At 73.4% G+C, this 23,944-nt stretch carries 19 protein-coding genes; 12 read left to right on the forward strand and 7 right to left on the reverse strand.

Annotation, left to right across the window (positions count from 1 at the left end; all coding sequences use genetic code 11):
* Positions 1-53: 53 nt before the first annotated feature.
* Positions 54-1,040 carry an MsnO8 family LLM class oxidoreductase gene (locus tag AB0E02_RS09645; protein ID WP_362137444.1) on the reverse strand — a complete coding sequence of 329 codons (987 nt, stop codon included), beginning with the start codon at positions 1,038-1,040 and terminating at the stop codon, positions 54-56.
* 422 nt (positions 1,041-1,462) lie between these two features.
* Between AB0E02_RS09645 and AB0E02_RS09650 the strand changes: the two genes are divergently transcribed.
* The 3 genes from AB0E02_RS09650 to AB0E02_RS09660 all read left to right on the forward strand — a co-directional run bounded on the left by AB0E02_RS09650 (position 1,463) and on the right by AB0E02_RS09660 (position 5,908).
* On the forward strand, positions 1,463-1,813 hold the full coding sequence (locus AB0E02_RS09650) for a chaplin (RefSeq protein WP_362137445.1): 351 nt from the start codon (positions 1,463-1,465) through the stop codon (positions 1,811-1,813).
* Between the two features lie 354 nt (positions 1,814-2,167).
* Positions 2,168-2,956 carry an SDR family oxidoreductase gene (locus AB0E02_RS09655; protein ID WP_362137446.1) on the forward strand — a complete coding sequence of 263 codons (789 nt, stop codon included), beginning with the start codon at positions 2,168-2,170 and terminating at the stop codon, positions 2,954-2,956.
* Positions 2,957-3,004: 48 nt separating this feature from the next.
* Entirely contained in the window at positions 3,005-5,908 is a 2,904-nt protein-coding gene (locus AB0E02_RS09660; protein ID WP_362137447.1) for a BTAD domain-containing putative transcriptional regulator, read from the forward strand.
* Here AB0E02_RS09660 and AB0E02_RS09665 read toward each other — a convergent pair.
* Positions 5,905-6,642, reverse strand: coding sequence for a DUF6333 family protein (locus AB0E02_RS09665; RefSeq protein WP_362137448.1), 738 nt, complete (start codon positions 6,640-6,642; stop codon positions 5,905-5,907). The genes AB0E02_RS09660 and AB0E02_RS09665 overlap by 4 nt on opposite strands.
* Before the next feature lie 232 nt (positions 6,643-6,874).
* Here AB0E02_RS09665 and AB0E02_RS09670 point away from each other — a divergent pair, with 232 nt between their 5' ends.
* The 4 genes from AB0E02_RS09670 to AB0E02_RS09685 all read left to right on the forward strand — a co-directional run bounded on the left by AB0E02_RS09670 (position 6,875) and on the right by AB0E02_RS09685 (position 9,988).
* Complete coding sequence (locus AB0E02_RS09670) at positions 6,875-7,777, forward strand: RNA polymerase sigma-70 factor (protein ID WP_362137449.1); 903 nt, start codon at positions 6,875-6,877, stop codon at positions 7,775-7,777.
* Positions 7,758-8,222 (forward strand): SRPBCC family protein, encoded by a 465-nt coding sequence (locus AB0E02_RS09675; RefSeq protein ID WP_362137450.1) that lies wholly within the window; start codon positions 7,758-7,760, stop codon positions 8,220-8,222. Before AB0E02_RS09670 ends, AB0E02_RS09675 begins: the two co-directional genes overlap by 20 nt.
* Before the next feature lie 66 nt (positions 8,223-8,288).
* A complete protein-coding gene (locus AB0E02_RS09680) occupies positions 8,289-8,900 on the forward strand; it encodes a hypothetical protein (RefSeq protein WP_362137451.1) in 612 nt (203 codons plus the stop codon).
* 215 nt (positions 8,901-9,115) lie between these two features.
* Complete coding sequence (locus AB0E02_RS09685; RefSeq protein ID WP_362137452.1) at positions 9,116-9,988, forward strand: DUF4231 domain-containing protein; 873 nt, start codon at positions 9,116-9,118, stop codon at positions 9,986-9,988.
* A 35-nt stretch (positions 9,989-10,023) separates the two neighbouring features.
* Here the strand turns inward: AB0E02_RS09685 and AB0E02_RS09690 are convergent, their stop codons facing one another.
* Positions 10,024-10,425 (reverse strand): SHOCT domain-containing protein, encoded by a 402-nt coding sequence (locus AB0E02_RS09690; protein WP_362137453.1) that lies wholly within the window; start codon positions 10,423-10,425, stop codon positions 10,024-10,026.
* Positions 10,426-10,504: 79 nt separating this feature from the next.
* A complete protein-coding gene (locus AB0E02_RS09695) occupies positions 10,505-12,061 on the reverse strand; it encodes a hypothetical protein (RefSeq protein WP_362137454.1) in 1,557 nt (518 codons plus the stop codon).
* Positions 12,062-12,411: 350 nt separating this feature from the next.
* Between AB0E02_RS09695 and AB0E02_RS09700 the strand changes: the two genes are divergently transcribed.
* Complete coding sequence (locus AB0E02_RS09700; RefSeq protein ID WP_362137455.1) at positions 12,412-13,722, forward strand: cation:proton antiporter; 1,311 nt, start codon at positions 12,412-12,414, stop codon at positions 13,720-13,722.
* Positions 13,723-13,749: 27 nt separating this feature from the next.
* Here the strand turns inward: AB0E02_RS09700 and AB0E02_RS09705 are convergent, their stop codons facing one another.
* The gene (locus AB0E02_RS09705; RefSeq protein WP_362137456.1) at positions 13,750-15,150 is read right to left on the reverse strand and encodes a DUF2252 domain-containing protein; all 1,401 of its coding nucleotides are present in this window, start codon (positions 15,148-15,150) and stop codon (positions 13,750-13,752) included.
* A complete protein-coding gene (locus AB0E02_RS09710) occupies positions 15,147-16,139 on the reverse strand; it encodes a hypothetical protein (RefSeq protein WP_362137457.1) in 993 nt (330 codons plus the stop codon). Before AB0E02_RS09710 ends, AB0E02_RS09705 begins: the two co-directional genes overlap by 4 nt.
* Positions 16,140-16,415: 276 nt before the next feature.
* Here AB0E02_RS09710 and AB0E02_RS09715 point away from each other — a divergent pair, with 276 nt between their 5' ends.
* The gene (locus AB0E02_RS09715; protein WP_362137458.1) at positions 16,416-17,747 is read left to right on the forward strand and encodes a diacylglycerol kinase family protein; all 1,332 of its coding nucleotides are present in this window, start codon (positions 16,416-16,418) and stop codon (positions 17,745-17,747) included.
* Here the strand turns inward: AB0E02_RS09715 and AB0E02_RS09720 are convergent.
* Positions 17,733-19,331, reverse strand: coding sequence for an MFS transporter (locus tag AB0E02_RS09720; protein WP_362137459.1), 1,599 nt, complete (start codon positions 19,329-19,331; stop codon positions 17,733-17,735). The two genes, AB0E02_RS09715 and AB0E02_RS09720, sit on opposite strands and share 15 nt — an antisense overlap.
* A gap of 294 nt (positions 19,332-19,625) precedes the next feature.
* Between AB0E02_RS09720 and AB0E02_RS09725 the strand changes: the two genes are divergently transcribed.
* The 3 genes from AB0E02_RS09725 to AB0E02_RS09735 all read left to right on the forward strand — a co-directional run bounded on the left by AB0E02_RS09725 (position 19,626) and on the right by AB0E02_RS09735 (position 23,909).
* Complete coding sequence (locus AB0E02_RS09725) at positions 19,626-22,400, forward strand: LuxR C-terminal-related transcriptional regulator (RefSeq protein WP_362137460.1); 2,775 nt, start codon at positions 19,626-19,628, stop codon at positions 22,398-22,400.
* A gap of 108 nt (positions 22,401-22,508) precedes the next feature.
* Positions 22,509-22,706, forward strand: a complete 198-nt coding sequence (locus tag AB0E02_RS09730; RefSeq protein WP_362137629.1) for a hypothetical protein — start codon at positions 22,509-22,511, stop codon at positions 22,704-22,706.
* A gap of 120 nt (positions 22,707-22,826) precedes the next feature.
* Positions 22,827-23,909, forward strand: a complete 1,083-nt coding sequence (locus AB0E02_RS09735) for a PP2C family protein-serine/threonine phosphatase (RefSeq protein WP_362137630.1) — start codon at positions 22,827-22,829, stop codon at positions 23,907-23,909.
* Positions 23,910-23,944: the final 35 nt, after the last annotated feature.

Consider the following 23,944-nt stretch of genomic DNA (forward strand, 5'->3'; position numbering starts at 1 on the left):
CTCGTACGCGAAGACCGCGGCCTGCGTCCGGTCGCGCAGGCCCCGTTTGGTTCCTACGGTGCTGTGGTGGCCCCGGTGTACTTCTTGATGAGTTCGTAGGAACGGAAGCGGTCGCGGAGGTCGTAGACCGGTGTGGTCAGCATCAGTTCGTCCGCTCCGGTCTCCTCGGCCAGTTGGGCGAGCCGGCGCAGGACGGTCTCGGGTGTTCCGACGGCTTGCTGGGCGCGGAAGCCGGCCAGCGCCTGCTGCTCCTGCGCCGTGAAGGGATGGGTGGCCGCTTCCTCGGGCGTGGGGAAGGGGATCTCGCTCAGGCCCTTGAGGAGGCCGGCCTTGACGACGCTCATCGGCCCGATGCGCCACGCGGCTTCCTCTTCCGTTTCGGCGCAAACCGTCTCCACGCACACCAGCACGCGGGGGCGCTCGCTCCAGCGGGAGGGGGTGAACTCCGCCCGGTAACGTTCCACCGCCGCCCGGGTGTTGTCCGGCCGGATGTGGTGGGCGAGGGCGATCGGCAGGCCGAGGCCTGCGGCGAGGGCGGCACCCGCGGTGCTGGACGACAGCAGCCAGGGTTCCGGCAGCGGGTCGAGGGCGACCTCGTCGACGAGGAAGGACAGGATCGCGGCCACGTCGTCGTGGTACTCGGCGTCCGTCGTCGGCCCGGCTCCGCGGCGCAGTGCCCGGGCGGTGCCCTCGTCGAAGGTGCCGGGGCCGCGGCCGATGCCCAGGTCGATGCGGTCCGGGTGGAGGGCGGCCAGCGCCCCGAACTGCTCGGCCAGCATGAGGGGTGCGTGGTTGGGTGCCAGCACTCCGCCCGAACCGAGATGGATGGCCGAGGTCGAGGCGGCGGCGTGCGCGGTCAGCACGACGGGCGGGAACGCGCCGATGGCCGGGGAGTGGTGGTGCTCGGCGTACCAGATCCGGTGGTAGCCCAGCCGTTCCATTTCCCGTGCGAAGGCGGCGGTGTCGCGCAGGGTCTTCTCGGCCCGGGTACCCGTTTGGACCATCGCGACTTCCAGCGCTGAAAGCGGTACATCGATCATGGCGTCAGCATAGGGACGAATGTTCGACGAGGTGCCTCGATCTGCTGGTTCGGCGTCAATGAGTGCCGCGGAAGCTTGAGGCGGCAAAAAGCGGAAGCCACGCGCGAGCAGACGGTCCCCCTGGAGGAGCCGGTGTTGCACGCCCTGCACTCCCGCCGGGCGTCAACCGTACGGATACCGGCAAGCGCCCCGATCTACGGCGGGCGCGGGAACTGCTGGCCGCACGCGTCCAGGCAGAGCACTCAGAGTGAACCGAAAGAGTGAAAAGATCTCAAACCCTTCACCAGAAGCTCACGGCTGCCGAAGAGAAGTGACAGGAGGCGGCAGCGAGCCGCCGCGATCGATCGGGAGATTTGCTTATGTCACGCTTCACGCGAGTGACGGCTGTTGCCGCTCTGGCGGCAAGCACTGCGCTGGGCGGCATGTCGGCAGCGTTCGCAGACAGTGACGCATCCGGCGGCGCGGTCGGGTCCCCGGGAGTGGTGTCGGGCAACGTCATTCAGGTCCCGATCCATATTCCGATCAACCTGTGCGGCAACACCGTCAACATCGTTGCTCTGCTGAACCCAGCCTTCGGCAACACCTGCATCAACGAGTCCCGGCACGTGGTGCTCCTCCGTCACGACGTCGAGCACCGTCACTTCGAGCACCACCACCACCACGCCAAGCCCGTCGAGAAGAAGCACCACAAGAAGAAGAAGCACCACAAGAAGAAGCACCACCACCAGCCGTCCGGTGGCATTCACACCGGTGGCGGCGGCTTGGCCGGCTAGGACGGGAGCCGTCCCGGGTGTGGCCCCACGGCCACGGACCACCCGGGAGGTCACTGAAGCCCGCACCACAACACCCGGACCGGGTCGCTTCCTCCGACAGCCCTTCCACTTTCACCGGAGGAGACGGCCCGGCCCGGGCATTTTTGTGTGCCCGGGCATTTTTGTGCGCCCGGGCACTTTTGCGTGTCCGGGCACTTTTCGGGTCCCGGCACTTTTCGGGTCCCGGCAGATGCGTTTCCCCTTCCTCGCCGCGGCCCGGTGAGCGGACGGTGAGTGTGCGGTGAGGCGGCGTCGGCAGTGTGGGGGCATCGCCGGTTCCACGGAGCGGACCGGCCGCCGAGTGAGGGGCTGACGATGGCTGCGACGATGACTGCGACGACGGGTGCGTTGACGGGGAAGACGGCGTTGGTGACGGGCGGGTCCCGGGGCATCGGCCGGGCGGTGGCGCTGCGGCTGGCTGCCGAGGGCGCGTGGGTCGCGGTCCACTACGGGGACAACGAGGAGGCGGCCCGGGAGACGGTGGCCCGGATCGAGGGGGCGGGCGGACGGGCCGTCGCCGTGCGGGCCCGGTTCGGTGACGACGGCGCGGTGGACCGGCTGTTCGAGGAGTTGACAGCCGGGCTCGCGGGGCGGGGGCTGGACATCCTGGTCAACAACGCAGGTATTTCCTCGGGGAGTTCGGTGGCGCAGGTGACGAGTGCGGAATGGGACCGGCTGATCGCGGTCAACGTCACCGCACCGTTCTTCGTCATCCAGCGGGCCCTGCCGCTGCTGAACGACGGCGGCCGCATCGTCAACATGGGCTCCACGGCCAGCCGGTTCGCCGTCTCCACGCAGATCGGCTACACCGTCACCAAGGCGGCGCTGGAGTCCCTGGCCCCGTCGCTGGCCAATGAGCTCGGCCGGCGCGGGATCACGGTGAACACGGTCGCGCCGGGTGCGGTGCGGACCGACCTGACCGCCGCCTACACGTCCGTGCCCGAGGTGGTCGCCGGGCTTGAGGCGGTCACCGCACTGGGGCGGCTCGGTGAGCCCGAGGACGTGGCCGACGTCGTCGGATTCCTGGCGGGACCGCAGGGCCGGTGGATCACCGGCCGGACCATCGACGTCTCCGGTGGTACGTACCTCGGCCCGATCGTCTGACCGGTCCGGGTGGCTCACCACCCGCGGGCGCTGTGGATAATCACCCACATGCGCTTCGGAATCCTCGGCGGGACGCTGATGTGGGGCGACGACGGGGCGGAGGTCTCCCTGGGCGGACCCGCACGGCGCGCGCTGCTCACCCTGCTGCTCGTGCGGCCCGGGGAGGTCGTCCCGGCCGACCGGCTGGCCGACGGCACCGGGCCGCAGGGCACCCCGTCGCCGCACGCGTTGCAGTCCCAGATCTCCCGGCTGCGCTCGGCCCTGGGCGAGGCGGCGGCGATCGAGCGGACCGGAGCGGGCTACCGGCTCGTCGTCCCCGCCGACGACGTAGACGCCGGGCGGTTCGAACGGCTGGCGGAGCAGGGCCGGACGGCGCTGCGGGAGGGCGAGGCGGAGCGAGCGGCCTCCCTGCTGTGCGAGGCGTTGGAGCTGTGGCGGGGACCGGCGCTCGCCGACGCCGCCGACAGCGAGCCGGCCCGGGCCGCCGCCGCGCGGCTGGACGAGCTACGGCTCTGCGCGCACGAGGACCGGATCGAAGCCGCGCTGCGACTGGGCGAACACCGCGCCGTCGTACCGGAGTTGCGGGAACTCCACGACCGTCATCCGCTCCGGGAACGGCTGGCCGGGCTGCTGATGCGGGCGCTGTTCGCCGACGGCGGGCAGGCCGAGGCGCTGGTGGTGTTCGAGGAGACCAGGCGGCACTTTGCCGACGAGCTGGGCGCCGATCCGTCGGCGGAACTCGTCGGACTGCACCACGAACTGCTCAGCGCCGACCCGTCCCCCTCCCCCACCGCCCCGCCCGCCCCGCTGACGGCCTTCGTCGGCCGGGCCGGCGAGGTGGCCGCGCTCGCCGAACTCCTCGGCGAGGCACGGCTGGTGACGCTGACCGGGCCGGGTGGCGTCGGCAAGACCCGGCTGGCGGTGGAGGTCTGCGCGACGGAGAGCGAGCAGGTCTGCTTCGTGGAGCTGGGCGCGCTGCGCGACGGCGCGCTCGTACCGCCGGCGCTGCTGCGCGCCCTCGGCCTGCGGGAGCGGGGGCTGCATGTGGCGGCCGGTGACCGGGATCCGTTGGAGCGTCTGGTCGCGGCACTGTCGGGGCGGGCGCTCCTTCTCGTCCTGGACAACTGCGAGCATCTGGTCGAGGAGGTCGCCGCGTTGGCGGCGCGCCTGCTGGCGGCGTCTCCTCGGCTGAAGGTGCTGGCGACCAGCCGGGAGGCGCTGGGTGTCATCGGCGAGCACCTCCATCCCGTACGGCCGCTCGACGACGGGGCGGCCGCGGAACTGTTCACCGCCCGGGCGCGCGCGGTGCGCGGCGGGTTCGTGCCCGATCCGCAGGCCGTACGGCGCGTGTGCCTGGCGCTGGACAATCTGCCGCTGGCCATCGAGCTCGCGGCGGCCCGGCTGCGGACGGTCAGTCTCGACGAGCTGGCGGCCCGGCTGCCCGACCGGCTCGCCGTGGCCGCGCGCGGCACCCGGACGGTGGACGAGCGGCACCGGACGTTGCGCTCGGTGATCGCCTGGAGCTGGGACCTGCTGTCCGAGCCGGAGATGCGGGCCGCGCGGCGCTTCGCGGTGTTCGCCGAGGGGGCGAGCGTCGGGTCCGCGCTGCGGGTGTGTGAGACCGACGAGGAAACGCTGGAGTCGTTGGCCGACAAGTCGCTGCTGGACCGGGCGGGCGGCCGCTACCGCATGCTGGCGACGATCCGCGCCTATGCCACCGAACGACTGGACGCCGCCGGCGAAACGGCGGCGGTGCGGCGGACACACGCCCGGACGCTGCTGAGGCTGGCCCGCGACGCCGAACCGTGGCTGCGCCGGCACGAGCAGCTCCAGTGGCTGGCGGTCCTCGCGACCGAGCACTCCGATCTGCTCGCGGCCGTGCAGTGGGCGGTGGCGGCCGGGGAGGTCGGGACCGCCGCTGAGCTGCTCGCCTCGGCCTCGACGTACGGGTGGATCCGGGGTGTCTCCGGTGCGCTGACGCCACCGGCGGTCGCACTGCTCGACGCCGTGGGCGACGCTCCACCGGCCGGGCACGGCGAGGCGTACGCGATCTGTGTGCTGCTCGCGGCGTCCGGCCCGGCGGGCCGCGAGGTGTGGCGCCGGCACCGGATCGCGGCCGAAAAGGCCCTGGCAGCGGCGTGGTCGGGCCCTGAGCCGGGTCGCTACCCGGCCGCTCTGCTGCTCTGGATGATGCACAACGCCGGCGACGGCGACGGGCCCGCGGCGCTCGCCCTCGTCTCCGCCCAATGCGACCGCCCCGAGCCGTGGGTCCGCGCGGCCGCGCACTACGTCTCCGCCTTCGGCTTCCTCGGCAACGGGCAGCGGGCGAAGGCCGAGTCGGCGCTCCGTACCGCGGTGGCAGGATTCCGCACGCTGGGTGAGCGGTGGGGTGCCGCGCTGGCCCTGGACGCGCTGGCGGGCCTCGCGGCCGCGCGCGGCGCCCGCGCGGAGGCGCTCGCGCTCACCGAAGAAGCCCTCGCCCTCGCCGAGCAGTTGGGCGCGTGGGAAGACTGTGCCGACCTGCTGGTCAACCGGGGCGACCACCGCATCGACGCCGACCCGACCGCGGCGCGTGCCGATTACGCCCAGGCCGCCGAGTTCGCCCGGCGGGCCGGCAGCGCCTCGGCCACGGCGGCCACCCGGCGCGCATGCGGCGACCTCGCCCTCCTGTCCGGGGATCCGACCGGGGCGGAGGAGCTGTACGCACAGGCCCTGGCGCAGCTCGACCCGCACTGGATCAAGGGGCTCGGCCACCGGGTCCGTGCGCTGGCCGGACTCGGCCGCGCGGCGGAGTCCCGCGGCGATCAGGCAGAGGCCCGGGCCCACTACCAGCAGGCCGCCCGGTCGGCCGCCGTCCCCGGAGCGGCCCTGCCCGACGCGCTGCGCTTCCTGGGACTGCCCGAGTCGTTGGTCGAGGCGGTGGGCGGAGAAGGATGGGCTGACCGGCGCTAGTCTTCGAGCCAGATCTCTTCCATGTTCCCGGTGGCGTCTTCGGTGTGCCGCACGCGGAAGAGGGACTCGGTGCGGCCGGTGTGGTCGAGGGGTGCGACCTTTTTGAGGGCGAGGCGGCACAGGCTGCCCCAGGAGAAGACGTTGACGGCGGCGTGCAGGTCGACGCCCGCTTCGGTCAGTTCCGGTGCGGTGATGCCGAAGGCGGCGGCCACGTCGGCCGGTGAGCCTTCGATGTCCCAGTGGTCCACGTCTTCTCCGTGCCAGCCGGCGGCGAACAGCCGGGCCCCGTCGGGGTGGATGATCTTCCAGGCGCCGTAGGTCATGGGGTAGTCGATGGTGCACGAGGCGGTGATCACGGCGTCGGGGAAGCGCTCGGCGAGGGATTCCGCTTCCTCCTCGACCGGGTAGATGCCGTTGCAGTGCACGAGTCCGGGGTCGGTGATCTCGGTGACGCCGCCCCAGCATCCGACCCGTACGAGTTCCAGGTCCGCGCGGGTGCCGGCGGATGTGTCAGCCGTCGCGGAAACGGTGCCGAGGTCTTCGAGGACCGTGTCGATGGTGCCGAAGGACGCGGCGAACCGGCGGGCCGCGGCCGGATCGTGCGCCGGGAGGCCGGCCGGGTCCGTGCCGGTTCCGGGCCGGACGAGGGTCAGACCGTATGCGCCGTACCGGACGACGTCCGTGTCCGGGGGGACGTCCCAGAAGGAGGATTCGGCCAGTGCGGAGTCCGTCATGGGCCTCACCTTAGCTTTGCCGTGAACTACTGCTTCTGGGAGGGGAGTTCAGGGGAAAGGAGCGCCGCGGGGATGGGGGCGGCAGGGACTCCGCGTGCTGTGAAGCGAATCACAGCGGTGGGCTGTCACGGTTTGCCGGTGCGGAGTGTCTCGATGGGCAGCCGAAGAGAGGAGCAGGTGATGCCGGGCGTGATGCCGGGGAGCCGACGGGTACGCGGGGTGGGGGCGGGCCGTGACTGAGGACGCCTTCACCGCCCACCGTCCGCTGCTGTTCACCATCGCCTACGAGATGCTGGGCAGCGCGGCCGACGCCGAGGACGTGCTGCAGGAGAGCTATCTGCGGTGGCGCACGGTCGATCCCGCCACGGTCGAGCATCCGCGCGCCTACCTGGTCCGTACCGTGACCCGGCAGGCCCTGAACCACCTGCGCGCGGTCAAGGCGCGGCGCGAGGAGTACGTCGGCACGTGGCTGCCCGAGCCCATCCGCACCGCACCGGAGGTGGGCGACGATGCGATCCTGGCCGAGTCGGTGTCGATGGCCATGATGCTCGTCCTGGAGACGCTGAACCCGACCGAGCGCGCGGTGTTCGTGCTGCACGACGTGTTCGGCTACACCCATGGCGAGATCGCCGCCTCGATCGGCAAGACCGAGGTCACCGTCCGGCAGATCGCCCACCGCGCACGCGGGCACGTCCACGCCCGGCGCCGCCGCTTCGCACCCGATTCCGCCGCCGGCCAGGAGATCGCCCAGCGGTTCCTGCTCGCCGCGACGACCGGCGAGGTCCAGGTGCTGATGGACCTGTTGGCACCCGATGTCGTGGTGCTCTCCGATGGTGGCGGGAAGGTGTCCGCCGCCCGCCGCCCGATCGTCGGCCCCGCCGACGTCGCCCGGTTCGTCCTCGGTGTGGTCCGCACCGGCGCCGCCACGTCCCGCGCGGAGCCCGCCACGTACAACGGCATGCCCGCGGTCCGGTTCGTCACCGGCGACGCGCTCGACTGGCTGGTCGCGTTCGAGATCCACGACGGACGGATCACCGGCCTCTACGGCATGCGCAACCCGGACAAACTGCACCGCGCGGATGCGGTGTGCCCACTCGACAGAGGAGTACCCAGCCGTGGAAACCGTGACCGTTGAACGCGTCATCGACGCCCCGATCGACGAGGTCTTCGCCTGGCTCACCACGACCACCCACTACACGAGCTCGCCCTTGGTGGTGCGGTGCCGACTGACCCGGCACGGCGAGGGCGCGCCCTACGGGGTCGGCGCGGTGCGCAGTCACCTCTGGTTGGTGGGCTGGTTCCGGGAGCGCATCACGCACTACGACCCGCCGTACGCCACCGAGTACGTCGTCGAACGCAGCCTGCCGCCGTCGAGGCACGAACTCGGCCGCATGACGTTCGCCGAGGTCGACGGCGGCACCGAGGTGCGCTGGACCACCCGCGCCGAGATCCGCCTCCCGCTGCTCGGTCGTCCACTCACCGGGCTCCTCCTGCGACCGATCCTCAGCCGCACCTTCGGCAACATCCTCAATGCCGCCAACACGGCACTGACCCCACAGCCCCAACGCCGCCAGGTGTGACCAACGTTGGAGCCAGGACCGAGGCCACGACCGCCGCGACGTCGGCGGTCGTGGCAGAGTGAGCGCATGTCCCTCTCCACGCCGCAACGGCGAAGACGCCTCGCCGCCGCACTTCTCCTCCTGGGTGCCGCGATACCCCTGACGGCCTGTGGTCAGCAGCGGGTCGCAGCCGGTGCGCCGAGCACGTCCGCCGGTGCGAGCCCCAGCACCCGCCCCACCCCGTCCGGTCCCGGCGCCTCCCCCTACGTCGAGCCAGGGGCCCATGACGGAGCCCCGCACTACAACGAGAACAACGCCGGCCGGCAACCCCGCGAGATGTCCCCGACCAGCGAGAAGGACGCGCAGAGGGAGGCCCACCGCATCGAGCCGGTCCTCAAACGCCTCTGGAAGCAGGGGACGTGGGACCCCAAGAGCGTCCGCTCGGCGCTGCTCGCGCTCGGGTACGAGGAGCAGCGGACCGGTTCCAAGGGCGAGCAGCTCGGCGGGACGCTCGATGTGCGGGGCATGGAACCCCGATTCAAGGGTGATCATTACGTCACGGCCGAAGGCGCCCGTATCGGCCTCCGCGTCCACAACGACGCCTGCGTCACCGCCTTCGTGCAGAAGACCAACTACCAGGTGCAGGTCAACGGGCCGTACCTGGAGTCGGGTTGCTTCGAACCGCCCTTCGCGCACTGACGAAGGCACTGACGGACGCGCCGACGGGCGCACCGACGGACAAGGCCTGCCCCGGCGCGCGGCGGGGGCGGTGCCGGGGAGCCCGCTCTTTCCCGTGAGTTGCGGCCACCGCGGGCCACGATCCGCGTTCCCTCCCGGGCGGCGCCGATCGCCTCTAGACTTCACCTTCCTCTGGTAAGTCGGACTCACTCTGCGGGGCGGGGGGCGGGCTGCGGATGGGCGAGGTGCGCACACTCGGGGACGAGGATTTCCCGGCGGTGTTCCGGTCGGCCGATGCCGCGTCCCTGTCGGGGCAGCGGCGTCACCTGACCGGCACGAAGTGGCGGCTGCTGCTGGCGATCGCCGCCGCGGGCTGCGCGGTGTCGAGCGCGGACGCCGCGGTGGCGATGGTGCTCCTGGCGTTCCTGGCGACCGTCTACGTCGAGGTCTGGATGCTGACCGAGCGGCCGGAGCGGGCCTGGTACGACGGGCGTGCCCTGGCCGAGTCGGCGAAGACGCTGTCCTGGCGGTACGCGGTGGCCGGCGATCCCTTCCCCGCCGATCTGCCGGCGGACACCGCGGAGCGCAGGTTTCACCAACGCCTGGCGCTGCTGCTGCGGGAGGCGCCCAGCGACAGCATCGTCCCGGTCGGTTCGATGGCCGCCACCGAGGTCATGGGCGAGCTGCGCCGGGGCCCGTTCGCGGACCGCAAACAGGCCTACCTCACCGGGCGCATCGCCGATCAACAACAGTGGTACGGGACCAAGGCCACCATGAACATCACCCGCGCCCGCCGCTGGCGGCTCGGCCTGATCACCATCGAGGGGCTGGGCGTACTCGCCGCCGTACTGCGCCTCCTGGAGATCATCCCGTTCGACCTGCCCGGCGTACTGGCGGCGGTGCTGGGCGCCGGGGCCGCGTGGTTCGCGGTCCGGCAGTACGAGTCGCTCGGCCGGGCCTACACCTTCGCGGCGACCGAACTGAGCATCGTGCACCAGCGGCTGACCGCGGTGCACGACGAGTCACGGTGGGCGCAAGAGGTGGCCGACGCGGAGGAGGCCATCAGCCGGGAGCACACCATGTGGCGGGCGTCCCGCGGCGCGGGGTAGGCCGGCGGCCGCGGCGGCGGCCCTCCGGCGGCCTTCTAGTGCAGGATCTTTTCCTTCGCCCGTTGGAATTCCGCCTCGGTGATGTCGCCCCTGCTCTTGAGCTCGGAGAGTTTGGCCAGCCGGTCCACGTCTTCGGCGGGGCCTCCCGCCACGTCCCGGATGTAGGCGTTCATGGCCTCCTGCTGGGCCCGCGCGTGGTGGATCTCGCGTTCACCCATGTCACGGCCGCGCGCGATCACGTAGACCAGCACGCCGAGGAACGGGACGAGCATCACGAAGATGAGCCAGCCGGCCTTCGCCCAGCCGTTCATCTTCCGGTCGCGGAAGATGTCGACGATGATGCGGAACAGCAGGACCAGCCACCATATCCAGAGGAAGATCCACATCACGGTCCAGAAGGCACCGAGGACCGGATAGTCGTACGCCAAGTACTCCATCGCTCTCTCCTGATCACCAGCCGAACAGCAGTGGTACGCCCTCACCGTCGCGCGCACCGGCCGCCGACGGCATCACCCGCTACGGGCGAACCGGCGGTTCCGGCGGTTCGGGCGGTTCGGGCGGTTCCGGCGGTTCGGGCGGGGAAGCGTCCGCACGGGGGCCGGGTTCGGGTGGGGAGACGTCCGTACGGGGGCCGGCCGGCGCCGGCGTCGGTGGGGTGGCGGACGGCGGACTGCCGGTCGCGGCGAGCACGCCCAGCAGCACCAGCACGACGAGGACGATGCCGAGGACGAGGGCGACCGAGGCCGGGGTCGGGTAGTTCCACAACACCAGGACCAGCGCACCGATCGCGATGACGATCCCGGTCGTCCAGGCCCGGTGGGCATCCAGCCACCGGCCCACTCCCCCGGTGCGCACGCCGACGTGGGCGAGCCGTCGGCCGGCCGCGCCCGTGGTGCGGGCGGTGCCGGAGCGTACGGCGCGGGCAGGGCGGCCGGGCCCGTAGAGGTAGGCGGCGATCGCGGTGATCACGGCGACGACGAACACCGTCCAGGTGCTGTTCCGCAGGAAGCGCACCAGCGTGTCGAAGATGGCTGCCGCGGCCTGCTGGGTCTGGGTGCTCGGGGGCACCGAATCCAGGTACTGGCGGCGCGCGAACGCGAGCCCGACCAGGAGCAGCAGCATCATCACGGCGAGCCCGACGCCCGCGGTCAGCAGCGTGGCCCGGTGGGCCGGCGCCGTCCACACCGCCACCACGACCAGCACCAGAACCGTCACGGGCAGCCAGACACCGACGATGTCGAGCACCATCATGGCGTTCTGCGCCTGCTGGAGCTTGTCCGTCTTCAGCAGGACGACCTGCCGGTCGACGTCGGGGATGTACTTGGCCTTCTCGAAGCCGCGGTCGATCAGCCGTTGCTGGACCTTGTCCACGACGGTCCCGATGTTCAGGACGACGGTGTCGCCGCGGGCCTGGATCGCGCTGTTGCCCTCGCCCGTGAGGACCTTGACCACGGCCGCATGGGCGCGCAGGTTGGCGGCGTCCCAGACCTTCGCGAACTCGTCGCTGGTGACCACCTTGTGCACCACTTTGTGGACCACGTCGGTCACCGCGTTCTCCAGCGGGCCGCCCAGTCGCCTGGTCTGGTTGACGACCACGGGCGGCGCGTTGCGCTGGGCGAGCGACTTGGCGAGGGCGTCGGTGACCCGTTTGACGTCGAGCTCCTTGACCACGTCGTTGGTCAGCCTCGTGGTGACCGCGTTCTGGATCGCCGGCTCGCGGGCCAGCGGGGCGACGGTCTGTACGTATCGGTGGGCGTCGGAGACCTGGGACTGCGCCCAGGCGGCGACGGCTCCCAGCGGGGCCAGCAGGAAGGCCAGGACGAGGAGGACGGCCGCGCAGGCGGTGCGCAGCTTCCGGTGTTGTACGTGGGACGCGCGCCGGAGCCGCTCGTACTCGTGGCGCTCGGCGGAGCTGAGGGGGCGGCGGTCCTCCGGGCGGCCCTCCTCCGGGCGGCGGGGCTCGCGGCCTGCGTCCGGGCCGTCGGGGCCGTTCGGGCCGTTCGGGCGGTCGGGGCCGTTCGGGCCGTTCGGGCGGTCGGGGCCGTTCGGGCCGGGGGTGGCGGACGTGGACATGCGCGGCTCCTCCCTGGCCGGCCGTTGCCCTGAGGCGCCCGCGTGGGTCCCGCCCGGGCGCGGCCCGCAGCTCGGGGGCGCGGACCAGCAGAATTCCCTCGTAGGCTGCCGCGTCCGGGAAGGGCGGCCATCACCCGTTCCAGGTGGCCTTGGCGCGCTGCCCGCGGGTTGCCGGGCGGGCGGCAGCCGCCTCCACTCAGGGGACTCGGCCGCCGGGCGCCGCCCGTGCTGCGGCACGGCGCGGGCTTGCGACGTTACGCTCCGTGCGACCGCGAAACCCGAGCGAACAGGCGGGCCGGAGCCCAGGGTGCCCGAGGCCCGGCACGCCGCGCCCAGCCGAAGGAGTACAGGTGAGCGGAAACGGCGGGTGGGCCATCGCTGCGGTAGCCGCCGTCACCGGCGGATACGCTCTGGTCTCCCGGCGACTGACCGCACGCTCGGTATCGGCCCCGATGGTGTTCACCGCGGCCGGCGTGCTCATCGGTCCGGTCGGTCTCGGGCTGCTCGATCTGAAGCACGACGCCGGACCGGTGCTCACCCTCGTCGAGGCGGCCCTGGCGCTGGTCCTCTTCTCCGACGCCGCCACCGTCCGTTCCGAGGAGTTCCGCAGCGGCTGGTTCTTCCCCGCCCGTCTGCTCGCCGTCGGACTGCCGTTGACGATCGCGGGCGGCGCCCTGCTGGCATGGCCGCTGCTGCCGGGGCTGAGCGGCTGGGAAGTGCTGCTGGTCGCCGTGATCCTCGCGCCCACCGACGCGTCCGTGAGCAAGAGCGCGGTGTTCGCCCCGCGCATCCCCGCGGTGGTGCGGCACGGGCTCAACGCCGAGTGCGGCTTGAATGAGTGCCTGGTCCTGCCGCTCTTCGCCGTCCTCCTCGCCGGGCTGCCCGGCACGGCGGCCGCACACCAGGGAGTGCTGGGGACGCTCCAGCGGGTGCTTCTGCTCAGTCCCGCGCTGGGGCTGGCGGTCGGTGGCGTCGGCGGGTGGCTGCTGCGCCGGTCGCGTGCCGCGGACCGGATCAGCCATGACTGGCGGCGCATCCTCCCGCTGGCCCTCGCCGCCGGAGCGGGCGCGCTCGCGGCGGTCACGGAGGGCAGTCCGTTCGTCGCGGCCTGGGTGGCGGGCTTCGTCTTCTCGGCGGCGCTGCGTCCGGCGGCCCGGCCCGGCACCGACCGGGACGGCGCGGACGACACCCTCGATGCGGTCGAGCACCTGGCCGCGCTGCTGGCCGCGCTGAGCTTCCTGGTCTTCGGCGCGGTACTGCTCGGACCCGCGCTCACGCGTCTGAGCTGGCACGCCGTCGGCTACGCGGTGTTGAGCCTGACCGTCGTCCGGCTGCTGCCCACCGCCCTCGCGTTCGTGGGCAGCGGGCTGCGGGCGCCCACCGTGCTCTACACCTCCTGGTTCGGTTCCCGCGGTCTGCCGTCCCTCGTGCTCGGACTGTTCGTGGCGACCGAAGCGGCCCCCGGGGCCCTGCCGACGGGCACCGTGGTCGCCCTCACCATCGGGCTCAGCATCCTGCTGCACGGGCTCTCGTCCGTCGTCCTGGCGGACCGGTACGGGCGGTGGTACGAGGGAGCCGCGGCCCGCCGGCCGTCGCTCCGGGAGAGCGTGACGGACCGGCTGCTCGACGAGCGCCGGCCGGCCGAGTGGAAGAGCGAGTGACCACGGCGCGGCGGCGCACCCGGGCGGTCAGTCCCCTCGGGCGGTGATCCGGCCGCGGTGCACGGCCTCGGCGAGTGCCCGGAAGTCGCGCTCGTTCTGGTCGGCGTAGGTTTCGGCGAACTCGGCCAGGGCCTGGTCGAAGACGTCCTTGCCGCCCAGGTAGGCCGCGATGGCGATCCGGTCGCCGGACCGGGCATGGGCGCGGGCCAGTGTCGCGCCGCACAGCTCGCCGTAGAGCCGCATCCGGCCGGGCGGCATCCGCTCGGTGCGGGCACTGCCCTTCCAGTCGTGCAACTGGCGTACGTAGAAGTCGCGTTGACGCCCGTCGATGCCGGTGACGCGTTCCCAGCCGAGGAAGATGTCACTGACGGCCTGCATCAACTGCTGGCCGTGCACCACACGTTGGCCTTCGTTGGCGTACGCCGACGGGTCCGTATAAGGCGCCAGGATCGACGGGCCGGCCTCCTTGGCCTGCAGGAACAGGGGGTCGTCGGCGTCCCTGCCGAGCAGCAGCACGATCCAGCAGCGGGTGCCCACGCTGCCGACACCCACGACCTTACGGGCCGCGTCGACCATCCGGAACTGCCGGAGGAGGTGCCGGCGGTCGACGGGGAGGCTCTGGCCGTAGCGTGCGACGAGGAGGCGGAGGTGTCCTTCGAGTTCGGCGCGGTCGGTGCCGGTCATCAGGTCGTCCAGCGGGACGATCAGGGGCGGGTCGGCGGCTATCCGCCGGGTGCCGTCGACGACCTCGGTGAGCCGCTCGAAGGACTGCAGGTGATCCCGGCTGCGCGCGGTCTCCAGCGTCCGGGCGAGCCGGCGGCGACCTCGCTTGCCGAGCCGGTCGGCGAACAGCACGCGCAGGTCATCGGTGCCGGACCGGGCGTACCACACGTCGAGGTTGCGCATACCGGCGAAGCCCCGCATCGCCTGCCGGTAGGAGCGGACGGTGGCCCGGACGACGTCCCGGCGCTGTTCGTCCGCGAAGCCGTTGGCCCGGCCGGCGATCGCCATGCTGGCGGCCAGGCGTTTGACGTCCCACTCCCACGGGCCGGGCAGGGTCTCGTCGAAGTCGTTGACGTCGAAGACCAGATGGCGCTCGGGCGAGGCGTAGAGCCCGAAGTTCAGCAGGTGGGCGTCACCGCACAGCTGGGTCACGATCCCGGTGCACGGGCGGGTGCCGAGGTCCGCGGCCATGAGGGCCGCGGCGCCGCGGTAGAAGGCGAACGGCGACTCCAGCATCCGCCCGTAGCGGAGCGGCACGAGGTCCGGCACGCGTCCGGCGCTCTGCCGGTCGAGGAGCTCGACCGGGTCGGGCCGGTCCGGTGCGGGCCCGAACTCGGCGTGGGACGGGCGCGGTAGGCGTTCGCGGACCGCCTTGCCGCGGCCGGCGCGTTCGGCCGGTGTCAGGAGGGATGCGTCCGTCCTCACGGCCCGTCCCTCCTGCCGTCGGCCGGCCGGGACCGGTGCCGTACGAACCAGGCGCCCGCCGCCAGGAAGGACACCACGACGAGGACGAGCAGGGCGGTCCCCCAGAATCCGCCGACGACCCGCACGCCGGCCAGCACGACCGCGGCGGCTGCCAGGAACGGCACCACGGTGAGGGCGAGGAAGCGCAGGATGGCGGCGATGCCGGCCGCCCGGGGCACGCGGGTGAGCCCGCGCCGGTGCCGGACCCGGTCCCCGGTGGCTCCCGGGGTGTAGTACTGCACGGCTTTCGCGCCGAGCCGCAGGCTGTTCTGCCGGTAGAACCAGGCGAGTGCCGGCACCCAGATCAACGGCAGCACCATGCCCACGAGGAAGAGGGCCGCGATCAGGGCCGTCGACATCACCCGCTGGAGTGTGCCCCGCTTCTCGCCGCCCCCGGTGATGCCGAGGATCGCCGCCATCCTGACGATCAGCGACCACCGCGTCCGGCGGGGAAGCCGGCCCCGGCCGCCCTGCGGGTGGCGCGGCACCTCGGGCAGCGCGGCCTCGGCCGCCTCGGTCGACGGGTACACGTCCTGCAGGACCAGCAGGTCCGCCACGCGTCGTTCGCTACGGGGGTCCTGGCCGGCGAGCGCGGCCAGTTCGAGGACCATCTGGGCCTGGGCCAGCAGTGCCGCCACGAAACTGACCGGCATGAGGACCACGAACGGCCCGCCGAGCGCGGCGCCGTCGGCGATGGTCAGCCGCGTTCCGTGGCTGATGGTGTCCCCGGCGAGCTCGGCGTCCCCGGCCTCGGGCTTGCGCTGTGTGCGCCGCTCCACGGCGGCCGCGGCCCGCGGACCGAACCGCCGCACCGCGAAGAAGGCCAGTTGCTCGGGCATGTGCCGGGGGTCGGCCCAGATCATCGGCAACAGCGCCTGGGCCTGCACCCTCGTCGAGTCGTCCGGCCGGGCCGGCCGCGACCCGTCGGTGGTCCGTCTGCCGCCGTTCATCCGGCTCCAGTTCCTTGGCTGTCTGCGTGGCGCCGGGCCCTCTCCTCGGCCGTGGTGGTGGCCCGGGCTGTGGTGTGGTGGCCCTGCGGGGGACGGCTGCTGCGGTCCGCCGCCACTGGTACGGCCTGCATCCGGCGGCACTGCCACTGTGCGGGCCGCCCGCCCGGCCTGCCTCACCCGTTGCGGGTGACGGTGGCGGCCGCATCGGCCCGCCACCATGGGGCTACGAAGCGGCCGTCAGCGCCGTGGAGAGATGCCACGAGCCCAGGAGAGGCCATGAGAGGTGTCGTCACGCCCGGGCGGGCGGGGCAGCGCTGGAGCGCGCGGCTGGCGATCGTGGCGGGCGTCGGCGCGACGGTGCTCCTGCTGTCCGTGGCGGGGCTGCGGAGCCTGGTGCTGGTGGCCATGGGGATGGCGGGGCTGGCGGTTTCGGCGGCGGCCGGCTGGTGGGCGCTGTCCCGGCGGGGTGTGGCGCGCGGTGTGGCGCTGGTCCTGGCCCTGCTGGCGCCGGTGGCGGTGCTGGTGTCGTATGTGGCGGCGCGCCTGCTCTGGCTCGTACTGGTCTCGTTGGCGCTGTGGGTGCTGGCCGCCGCCGCGGGCTGGGCCGCGCTGCGGGCGGACGCCGTCGCGCGGGCGTCCCCCGGTCGTCCGGTCCCCCCGCCCGAGCGTGCCTGCCTCCTGATGAATCCGCGCTCCGGTGGGGGCAAGGTGGGGCGTTTTGGGCTGCGCGAGAAGGCGGAGGCGCTGGGCGCGGAGGTGCTGCTGCTCGACGCCGCCCGCCACGGGGACGTGGCCGGGCTCGCCCGCGACGCCCTCGCCCGTGGTGCCGACCTGCTCGGGGTGGCGGGCGGTGACGGGACGCAGGCGCTGGTGGCGGCGGTGGCGGCGGAGCACGACGTGCCGTTCGTGGTGATCCCGGCCGGGACCCGCAACCACTTCGCGCTGGATCTGGGGCTCGACCGGGACGACCCGTCGCGGAGTCTCGCGGCGCTGACCGACGGGGTGGAGGTCCGGGTGGACCTCGGCCGGGTCGGGGGACGGGCCTTCGTCAACAACGCGTCCTTCGGTGCGTACGCGGAGGTCGTGCAGAGCCCGGCGTACCGCGACGACAAGGTCGGCACGCTGCTGCGGCTGCTGCCCGATGTGCTGACGCACCAACACGGGCCGCGGCTGTCGGTCAGCGCCGGGGACGTCCGCGTCGACGGCCCCCAGGCCGTGCTGGTCAGCAACAACCCGTACCGGGTCGGTGACCGCGCCGGGCTGGGCCGTCGCGACCGGCTCGACGGGGGTGTGCTGGGCGTGCTGAGCGTGACGGTCGACAGTGCGGTCCAGGCGGCCGGTCTGCTGCGCGGCCGGCACGCGCAGGGGCTGGTCTCGCTGACCGCCGAGGCGCTCGTGGTCGACGCCGACCGGCCGGAGGTGAGCGTCGGGGTCGACGGCGAGTCGCTGGAGCTCCCCACCCCCGTGCGCTGCCTCTCGGAGCCGGCCGCGCTCCGGGTGCGGGTGCCCCGGCACCGTCCGGGCGTCCCGCCGGCCCGGCCGCGGCTGGACTGGCGGCGGCTGGGCACCCTCGCCCTTCCTGCCGGCCGTGGGTCACCCGCCGGCTGAGCGGGCGGCCTTCCCGGCCGGTCGCTCGGCCGGCAGCCGGCGGGTGAACGGGAAGGCGGCGAGCGGGATGGCCGCGGCTGCCAGGACGGCGGCCTTGAGGCTGTTCAGCTGCGCCGTGGCGTAGGAGTCGACCAGCGCATCGGTCTCGGACGGCGGCAGCGCGGCCCGTTCCGCCGCCGCGCGCACCTGGTCCGTGCTCACGAAGCTGACCCCGGCCTCCATGGCGATGCCCGCCTGGTGACGTGCCGCCTGGGAGATCTTCGGGTTGTTCTCGATCTGCGTGGTGAAGGCACTGACCAGGGCGCCGATCAGCAGGGATCCGATGAGCGCGGTGCCGAGGGACGACCCGAGGTTCTGCGCGGTGTACTGCAGGCCGCCCGCTTCGCTGCGTTCGGCCTCCCCGACGCTGGACTGCACGATGTTGCCGAGTTGCGAAGCGAGCAGTCCCATGCCGAGGCCGAGGACGGCCATCGCCAGGCCGAAGGAGAGGTTGTCGATCCGGGGCTCGATCGTCGCGAGGAGCCACCCGGCCGCCACGACGAGCACGAGGAGGCCGGCTCGCACCACCGTGCGCGGTGCCGCGATCCGGCCGAGGAGCGGGCCGCTCATGGCGGACAGCAGCATGGCGACCGACACCGGCAGCAGGCGGACTCCGGTCTCGAAGGCGTTGAGGCCCTGGACGACCTGGAGGTACAGCGGGATGACGAAGAACAGACCGAGCAGCACGAGGTTCTGGCACAGCAGCATGGTCAGGCCGGAGCGCAGCGGCGGGACGCCGAAGAGGGACAGCCTGACCAGCGGGTTCCGCCCGTGGTCCTCCCGCCGCCGCTCCCAGCAGCAGAACAACCACAGCACGGCGGCTCCGGCGGCGATGACGAACAGGGTCGGGGCGAAGCCGAACAGGAGGAAGGGCGGGTTGCGCGGTTTCAGCCATCCCCAGGAGCTGCTCTGCAGCACGCCCAGGACGACGAGGGCGAGCCCGGCCGCGGACAGCGCGACGCCCGCTGCGTCCAGTTTGGTGCGCGGCCCCGGCGGGGCGTCCGGGATCCACCGGATCACGCACAGCATGGCGACGACCAGCACGACCTCACCGGCGAACACCAGCCGCCAGGTCAGATAGGTCGTCACCCAGCCGCCGAGCAGCGGCCCCACCGCGATGCCGGCTCCGGCCAGACCGCCGATGACGCCGTAGGCGACCGACCGGTCCCGGCCCCGGTACGCGCCGGCGACGAGCGCCGCGAGGGCCGGGAGGACGAGCGTGGCACCGAGTCCCTCGATCACGGACCAGCCCAGGGCCAGCACCCACAGCGACGGTGCCAGCGAGGTGAGGGCGGAGCCGACCGCGTAGACGATCAGTCCCACGGTGAAGGTCCGGCGGCGCCCGAAGGCGTCGCCGAGCTTCCCACCCGTGATCATGAAGGCGGCCATGACCAGTGTGTAGAGCGTGATGACGGCCTGGATCGCGGTGACCTCGGTGTCGAAGTCCTCGACCAGCCTGCTGATGGAGACGTTCATCACCGAGGTGTCCAGCACCATCAGGAACTGCGCCGTCCCGAGCACGATCAAGGCCCGCCATCGCTGCACGCCTGCACCTCTCCACGTTTCGGTGCTCCCCGATGAGGGGCGAGCGACTCTTGATCGCACCCTAGAGCCGCCCGGTGCCCGACGGTCGGCTGGCCACGGGGTGTGTCACCCGCCCGGCCAGGGCCGCCGCGCAGCCGTCGTGCGATCACCGGGCGGCGGTGGCGAAGATGGACGTGCAGGGACATGACGGGCGGGCAGGGACCAGACGGGGCCGCGTCCGCCGAGGCAGCCGGGCCCGGTGTGGTGCACGGGTGCCGAGGCGGGGCCGCGGGCCCGTCGCACGGTGGTGATCGGATGGCTTCGACCGGACATGCGCTCCCGGACGCCGGACCGCGGACGACGCTGCCGTGGTCCGGCGATCCCCTGCTCGACGCCAAGCTGACGGTGCCCGCCGCCCCGCGGGCCCACGTCGCCAGGCACCGGCTGCTCGACGCGCTGAGCGCGGGCGCGGCCGGGCCGCTGACCCTGATCACCGGCCCGGCCGGCACCGGAAAGACGACGCTCGCCGCCGCCTGGGCGCGGGGCGACGGACCCCCTGGGCCGGTTGCCTGGCTGACGCTGGACGCGTACGACCGCACGCCGGGCGTCTTCTGGAGCTACGTCATGGAGGCGCTGCGGCGGGCCCTGCCCCGGCTGCCCGAGGGCATCGGGATGCCGTCCGCGCCCGGCGACGCCGGCACCTCTCTGCTGACCCGGCTCGCCGCCGCGACGGAGCGGCTGCCCGCGCCCGTGGTCCTCGTCCTCGACGGTTTCGAGAAGGTGGCGGGCCGGCGCGTCCCGGCCGGTCTGGAGTTCCTCCTCGAACACGCCGGGCCGCTGTGGCGACTGGTCGTCACCAGCCGTGTCGAGCCCTTGCTGCCGCTCCACCGCTACCGGGCCGAGGACCGGCTCACCGAGATCCGGGGTGCCGACCTGGCCTTCACCCCGCACGAGGTGGCCGTGCTGCTGCGGCGGCACGATCAGCGACCACCGGACGACGTCGTACAGGCCCTCACCCGGCGCACCGAGGGATGGGCCGCCGGGCTGCGGTTGTGTGCCCTGGCCATGGGCCGGACCGACGATCCGGCCGCCTTCGTCCGCTCGCTGGTCAGCTCCGAGCAGGCCGTCTCCGGCTATCTGCTCGCGGAGGTGCTCGACGCGCAGCCCGCCGCCACCACGGAACTGCTGCTGCGCACCAGCGTGCTCGACCGCCTCCACCCGGACCTGGCGAACGCCCTGGGCGGCGGCGGTGACGCGGAGGCGATCCTGGCCCGGCTCACGCGGGAGAACGCCTTCGTCGAGCCCGTGCCCGGCACCACCTGGTGCCGGGTGCACCCCCTGTTCGCGGAGGTGCTCCGCACCCAGCTGAGGATCCGGCATCCCGGTCTCGCGCCTCGCCTCCATGCCCGTGCCGCCCGCTGGCTCGCCGGGGCCGGCTGTGTCACGGAGGCGCTGGAGCACGCCGCGCAGGCCGGGGACTGGCCGTACGCGGCCTCGCTCGCCCTCCGTCAGCTGCTGGTCGGGACCCTGCTCGCCACTCCGGAGGCCGAACGTGTGGCGGGCGCCTTCGCCGGTATGCCGTCCTCCGTGCCGGGAGCCGAACCGGCCCTGGTGGCCGCCGCGTGCCGGCTGGCGCAACAGGACCGCGCCGGCTGCCGTAGGTACCTCGCCGTGGCCGAACGAGAGCTGGGCGAGCGACGCCCGGCCGGGCCGCGCCCCTGTAAGGACCCGCAGCCGGACCCTGAGGTCGCGCTCAGCCGCATGCTCCTCCGGCTGCTGTGCGGGCCGGGCGACGGCGAGCGGGACGAGCACGGAGAGTTCGACGGGCACGGCCCACGCGGTGGCGGACGCGGTGACGGCGACGGCGGGGACGGCCGAGGGCTCAAGGCAGCCGAGGAAGCCGCCCGGGCCGTCTCGGACCTGCAGCGGCGGCTACCGGTCGGGCTGGTCCGGGCGCATCCCGAGGTCGAGGCGCTACGGCTGCACGGGCTCGCCCGGGCGTTCCTCGGTGCCGGTCGTCTCGGCGAGGCCCGCCGCCTTTACGCCGAGGCCGTCGACGCCTGCACGACCGAAGCGACCCTGCCGTTGCGCCACCGGGCGCTGGGCCTGCTCGCGCTGGCCGAGAGCACCGAGGGCGCCCTGACGTCCGCGGAAGACCATGCGCTGCGGGCCCTGGCCCTCACCGAGGGTCAGGGCGCCGGGGCGGACCAGTGCTCGGGGGCCGGCTGTCTCGCCCTGGCCGTGGTCGCGCTCGAACGGGACGAACGCGAGGACCGCGAGGCCGCCCGCCGCCGCCTCGAACAGGCCCTGGCCTGCCCCGACGTGCCCGACGACCCGGTCCTGGCGGCCGAGGCAGCCGTGCTGCGTGCCCGCCTGGAACTGTCCTGCGGGCGCTGGGAGGCGGCCCTCGGCGCGCTCCCCGGTCCGGGAGCCGTCGGCGAGCGGTGGCCCGCCCAGCGGCTCGCCCTCACCCGCGCGGTCGTGGCACTGGCGCGTGGGGACCACCGGGCCGCCGTCGCCGCCGTGCACGACGTCCCCGCCGACGGGCCGGCTCCCCTCATCGCCCTGGCCGGCGCCCACCTCGTCGCCGGGCGCCCGGACCGGGCCCGACGGCTGCTGGACCGTGCCTGCGGCTCCCCCGGGCTGAGCCTGCCGGACCGGGTGGCCGCCCAGCTCGTCCGCGCCCATGCCGCCGTATTGGCGGACGACCGGACGACCGCTCGGCATCTGCTCGTCGACGCGCTGGACGCCGCCCGGCCCGAGCGGCTGCGCCGGCCCTTCACCGACGCCGGCCCCTGGCTGCGGCATCTGCTGGGCGGCATCGACGGCACCGCCGCGGCGCCGGCCCGGGCCGCCTGGCTCACCGCACGGGGCGGCGCGGCGCTCTCCTGCCCGGTGCCTCCCCTCAGCAGCCGGGAACGCGAGGTGCTCGGGTGTGTGCAGCGGATGATGACCGCCGACGAGATCGCGGACGAGCTCCGCCTCTCCGTCAACACCGTCAAGACCCACCTGCGCAGCGTCTACCGCAAGCTGGGCGTCTCCCGGCGCCGGGACGCGGTGGACCGGGCCAGGGAACTGCACGTGCTCTGACGCCGGGACCGTCCGCCCGGGTCCCACCTGTTCCGGGTGGTGGCGGCGGCCGCCGCCGGCCGCACGCTGCTGCTGAAAGGTGCCCCAGCGGTGGGGAGCAACACGACCATGCGCTACGAATTCCGTGTGACCGGCGACGTTTCGCGTCTCCTGTCCGAGGCGTTCCCCGAACTGCAGACGGAACCGGCCCGCCCGGAGACGCTGTTCTTCGGCACGGTCACGGACGAGGCCCACCTGTACGGGCTCCTCGCCCGCTTCCAGGACCTCGGCCTGCGCGTCGAGGAGATGCGCCGTCTGCCGGAATGAGGGAGCCTGCCCGGGAGGAGGGCGCCGGCCGTCCACACCCGGGGCAGCGGGCCCGTACCCTCCGGTTCGCGAGCGCGGCCCGGCAGCAGGAGAGACGCGGTGAACGTCCTGCAACCCACGCTGACGAAGGTGCCGTGGATGCTCGCGGCGCTGGTCCTGGTGGTCGGCGTGCTGCTGGATCTCTTGGCGCCCGAGCCGTACACGGGCCTTCCGCTGCTGGCCGCCGCCCCGCTCATCGCCGGCGCCACGCTGTCCTTCCGCTCCGCGTTCGCCGTCGTGTGCGTCACCTGCGTGGTCTCGGTGGCGGTGGACGTCGAACGGGGACGCCCGGCGACGCCGTTGCTGGTCGATCTGGCGGTGGTCGGGCTGATCGGGGTGCTGGCCCTCGTGGTCAACCGGCTCATCGTGCGGCAGGGGCTCGATCTGGCGCGGGCCAGGGACGTCGCGGAGGCGGCCCAGCGGGCGGTGCTGCCGGACCCGCCGCGGGAGGTCGGCCCGGTGGCCGTGGCCGCGGGGTACACGGCGGCGCAGGCCGAGGCGCGGATCGGCGGCGATCTCTTCGCGGTGCAGGAGACGCCGTTCGGGGTGCGGATGATCATCGGGGACGTGCGGGGCAAGGGGATCGCGGCCGTCGCCGCGGTCTCGGTCGCGATCGGGGCGTTCCGCCAGGAGGCCGAGTACTCCCCCACCCTGGCCGCGCTGTCGCAGCGGATGGACGAGGCGCTGGCCAGGGAGGCGGCCCGGAGCAGCCCGGTCATCTCGACGGAGGGCTTCACCACGGCCGTGCTGGCCGAGGTCTCCGCCGACGGTGAGGCGCTGAGCCTGGTGAACCGCGGGCATCCTCCGCCGTACCTGGTGCACGGCGGTCGAATCGTGCGGCTCGACCCGACCGCCCCGCAACTGCCCCTCGGGGTGGGGCTGGGGGAGCTCGCTCCGGCCGGTTCCGTGCCGGTCGATGTGGTGCGGCTGCCCCCGGGGGCCTCGCTGCTGCTGGTGACCGACGGCGTCACCGAGGCGCGGGACGGGCACGGGACGTTCTACGACCCGGTCTCCTCGGAGCGTCTGCACCGGCGGTTCGACGACCCCGAGGAGCTGGTGGAGGCCCTGACGGAGGACGTCGGGCGCTGGACCGAGGGCGAGCGCGCGGACGATATGGCCATCCTGGTGGTCACCCGGCGCGGCCGCCCTCCTGGCACCCGGTGATCCCGGGGGGACGGCAGGGGAGGAATCCGCCGGGC

Source organism: Streptomyces sp. NPDC048196, assembly GCF_040652715.1.
Taxonomy (GTDB): domain Bacteria; phylum Actinomycetota; class Actinomycetes; order Streptomycetales; family Streptomycetaceae; genus Streptomyces; species Streptomyces siderophoricus.

What these genes read in the sequence shown, in the direction of transcription:
- AB0E02_RS09730 (WP_362137629.1), top strand. Translation starts at nt 22,509, where the DNA reads ATGCGCTACGAATTCCGTGTGACCGGCGACGTTTCGCGTCTCCTGTCC.
- AB0E02_RS09690 (WP_362137453.1), bottom strand. Translation starts at nt 10,425, where the DNA reads ATGGAGTACTTGGCGTACGACTATCCGGTCCTCGGTGCCTTCTGGACC.
- AB0E02_RS09650 (WP_362137445.1), top strand. Translation starts at nt 1,463, where the DNA reads ATGTCGGCAGCGTTCGCAGACAGTGACGCATCCGGCGGCGCGGTCGGG.
- AB0E02_RS09665 (WP_362137448.1), bottom strand. Translation starts at nt 6,642, where the DNA reads ATGACGGACTCCGCACTGGCCGAATCCTCCTTCTGGGACGTCCCCCCG.
- AB0E02_RS09695 (WP_362137454.1), bottom strand. Translation starts at nt 12,061, where the DNA reads ATGTCCACGTCCGCCACCCCCGGCCCGAACGGCCCCGACCGCCCGAAC.
- AB0E02_RS09645 (WP_362137444.1), bottom strand. Translation starts at nt 1,040, where the DNA reads ATGATCGATGTACCGCTTTCAGCGCTGGAAGTCGCGATGGTCCAAACG.
- AB0E02_RS09685 (WP_362137452.1), top strand. Translation starts at nt 9,116, where the DNA reads ATGGGCGAGGTGCGCACACTCGGGGACGAGGATTTCCCGGCGGTGTTC.
- AB0E02_RS09715 (WP_362137458.1), top strand. Translation starts at nt 16,416, where the DNA reads ATGAGAGGTGTCGTCACGCCCGGGCGGGCGGGGCAGCGCTGGAGCGCG.
- AB0E02_RS09680 (WP_362137451.1), top strand. Translation starts at nt 8,289, where the DNA reads ATGTCCCTCTCCACGCCGCAACGGCGAAGACGCCTCGCCGCCGCACTT.
- AB0E02_RS09660 (WP_362137447.1), top strand. Translation starts at nt 3,005, where the DNA reads ATGCGCTTCGGAATCCTCGGCGGGACGCTGATGTGGGGCGACGACGGG.
- AB0E02_RS09710 (WP_362137457.1), bottom strand. Translation starts at nt 16,139, where the DNA reads ATGAACGGCGGCAGACGGACCACCGACGGGTCGCGGCCGGCCCGGCCG.
- AB0E02_RS09655 (WP_362137446.1), top strand. Translation starts at nt 2,168, where the DNA reads ATGGCTGCGACGATGACTGCGACGACGGGTGCGTTGACGGGGAAGACG.
- AB0E02_RS09725 (WP_362137460.1), top strand. Translation starts at nt 19,626, where the DNA reads ATGGCTTCGACCGGACATGCGCTCCCGGACGCCGGACCGCGGACGACG.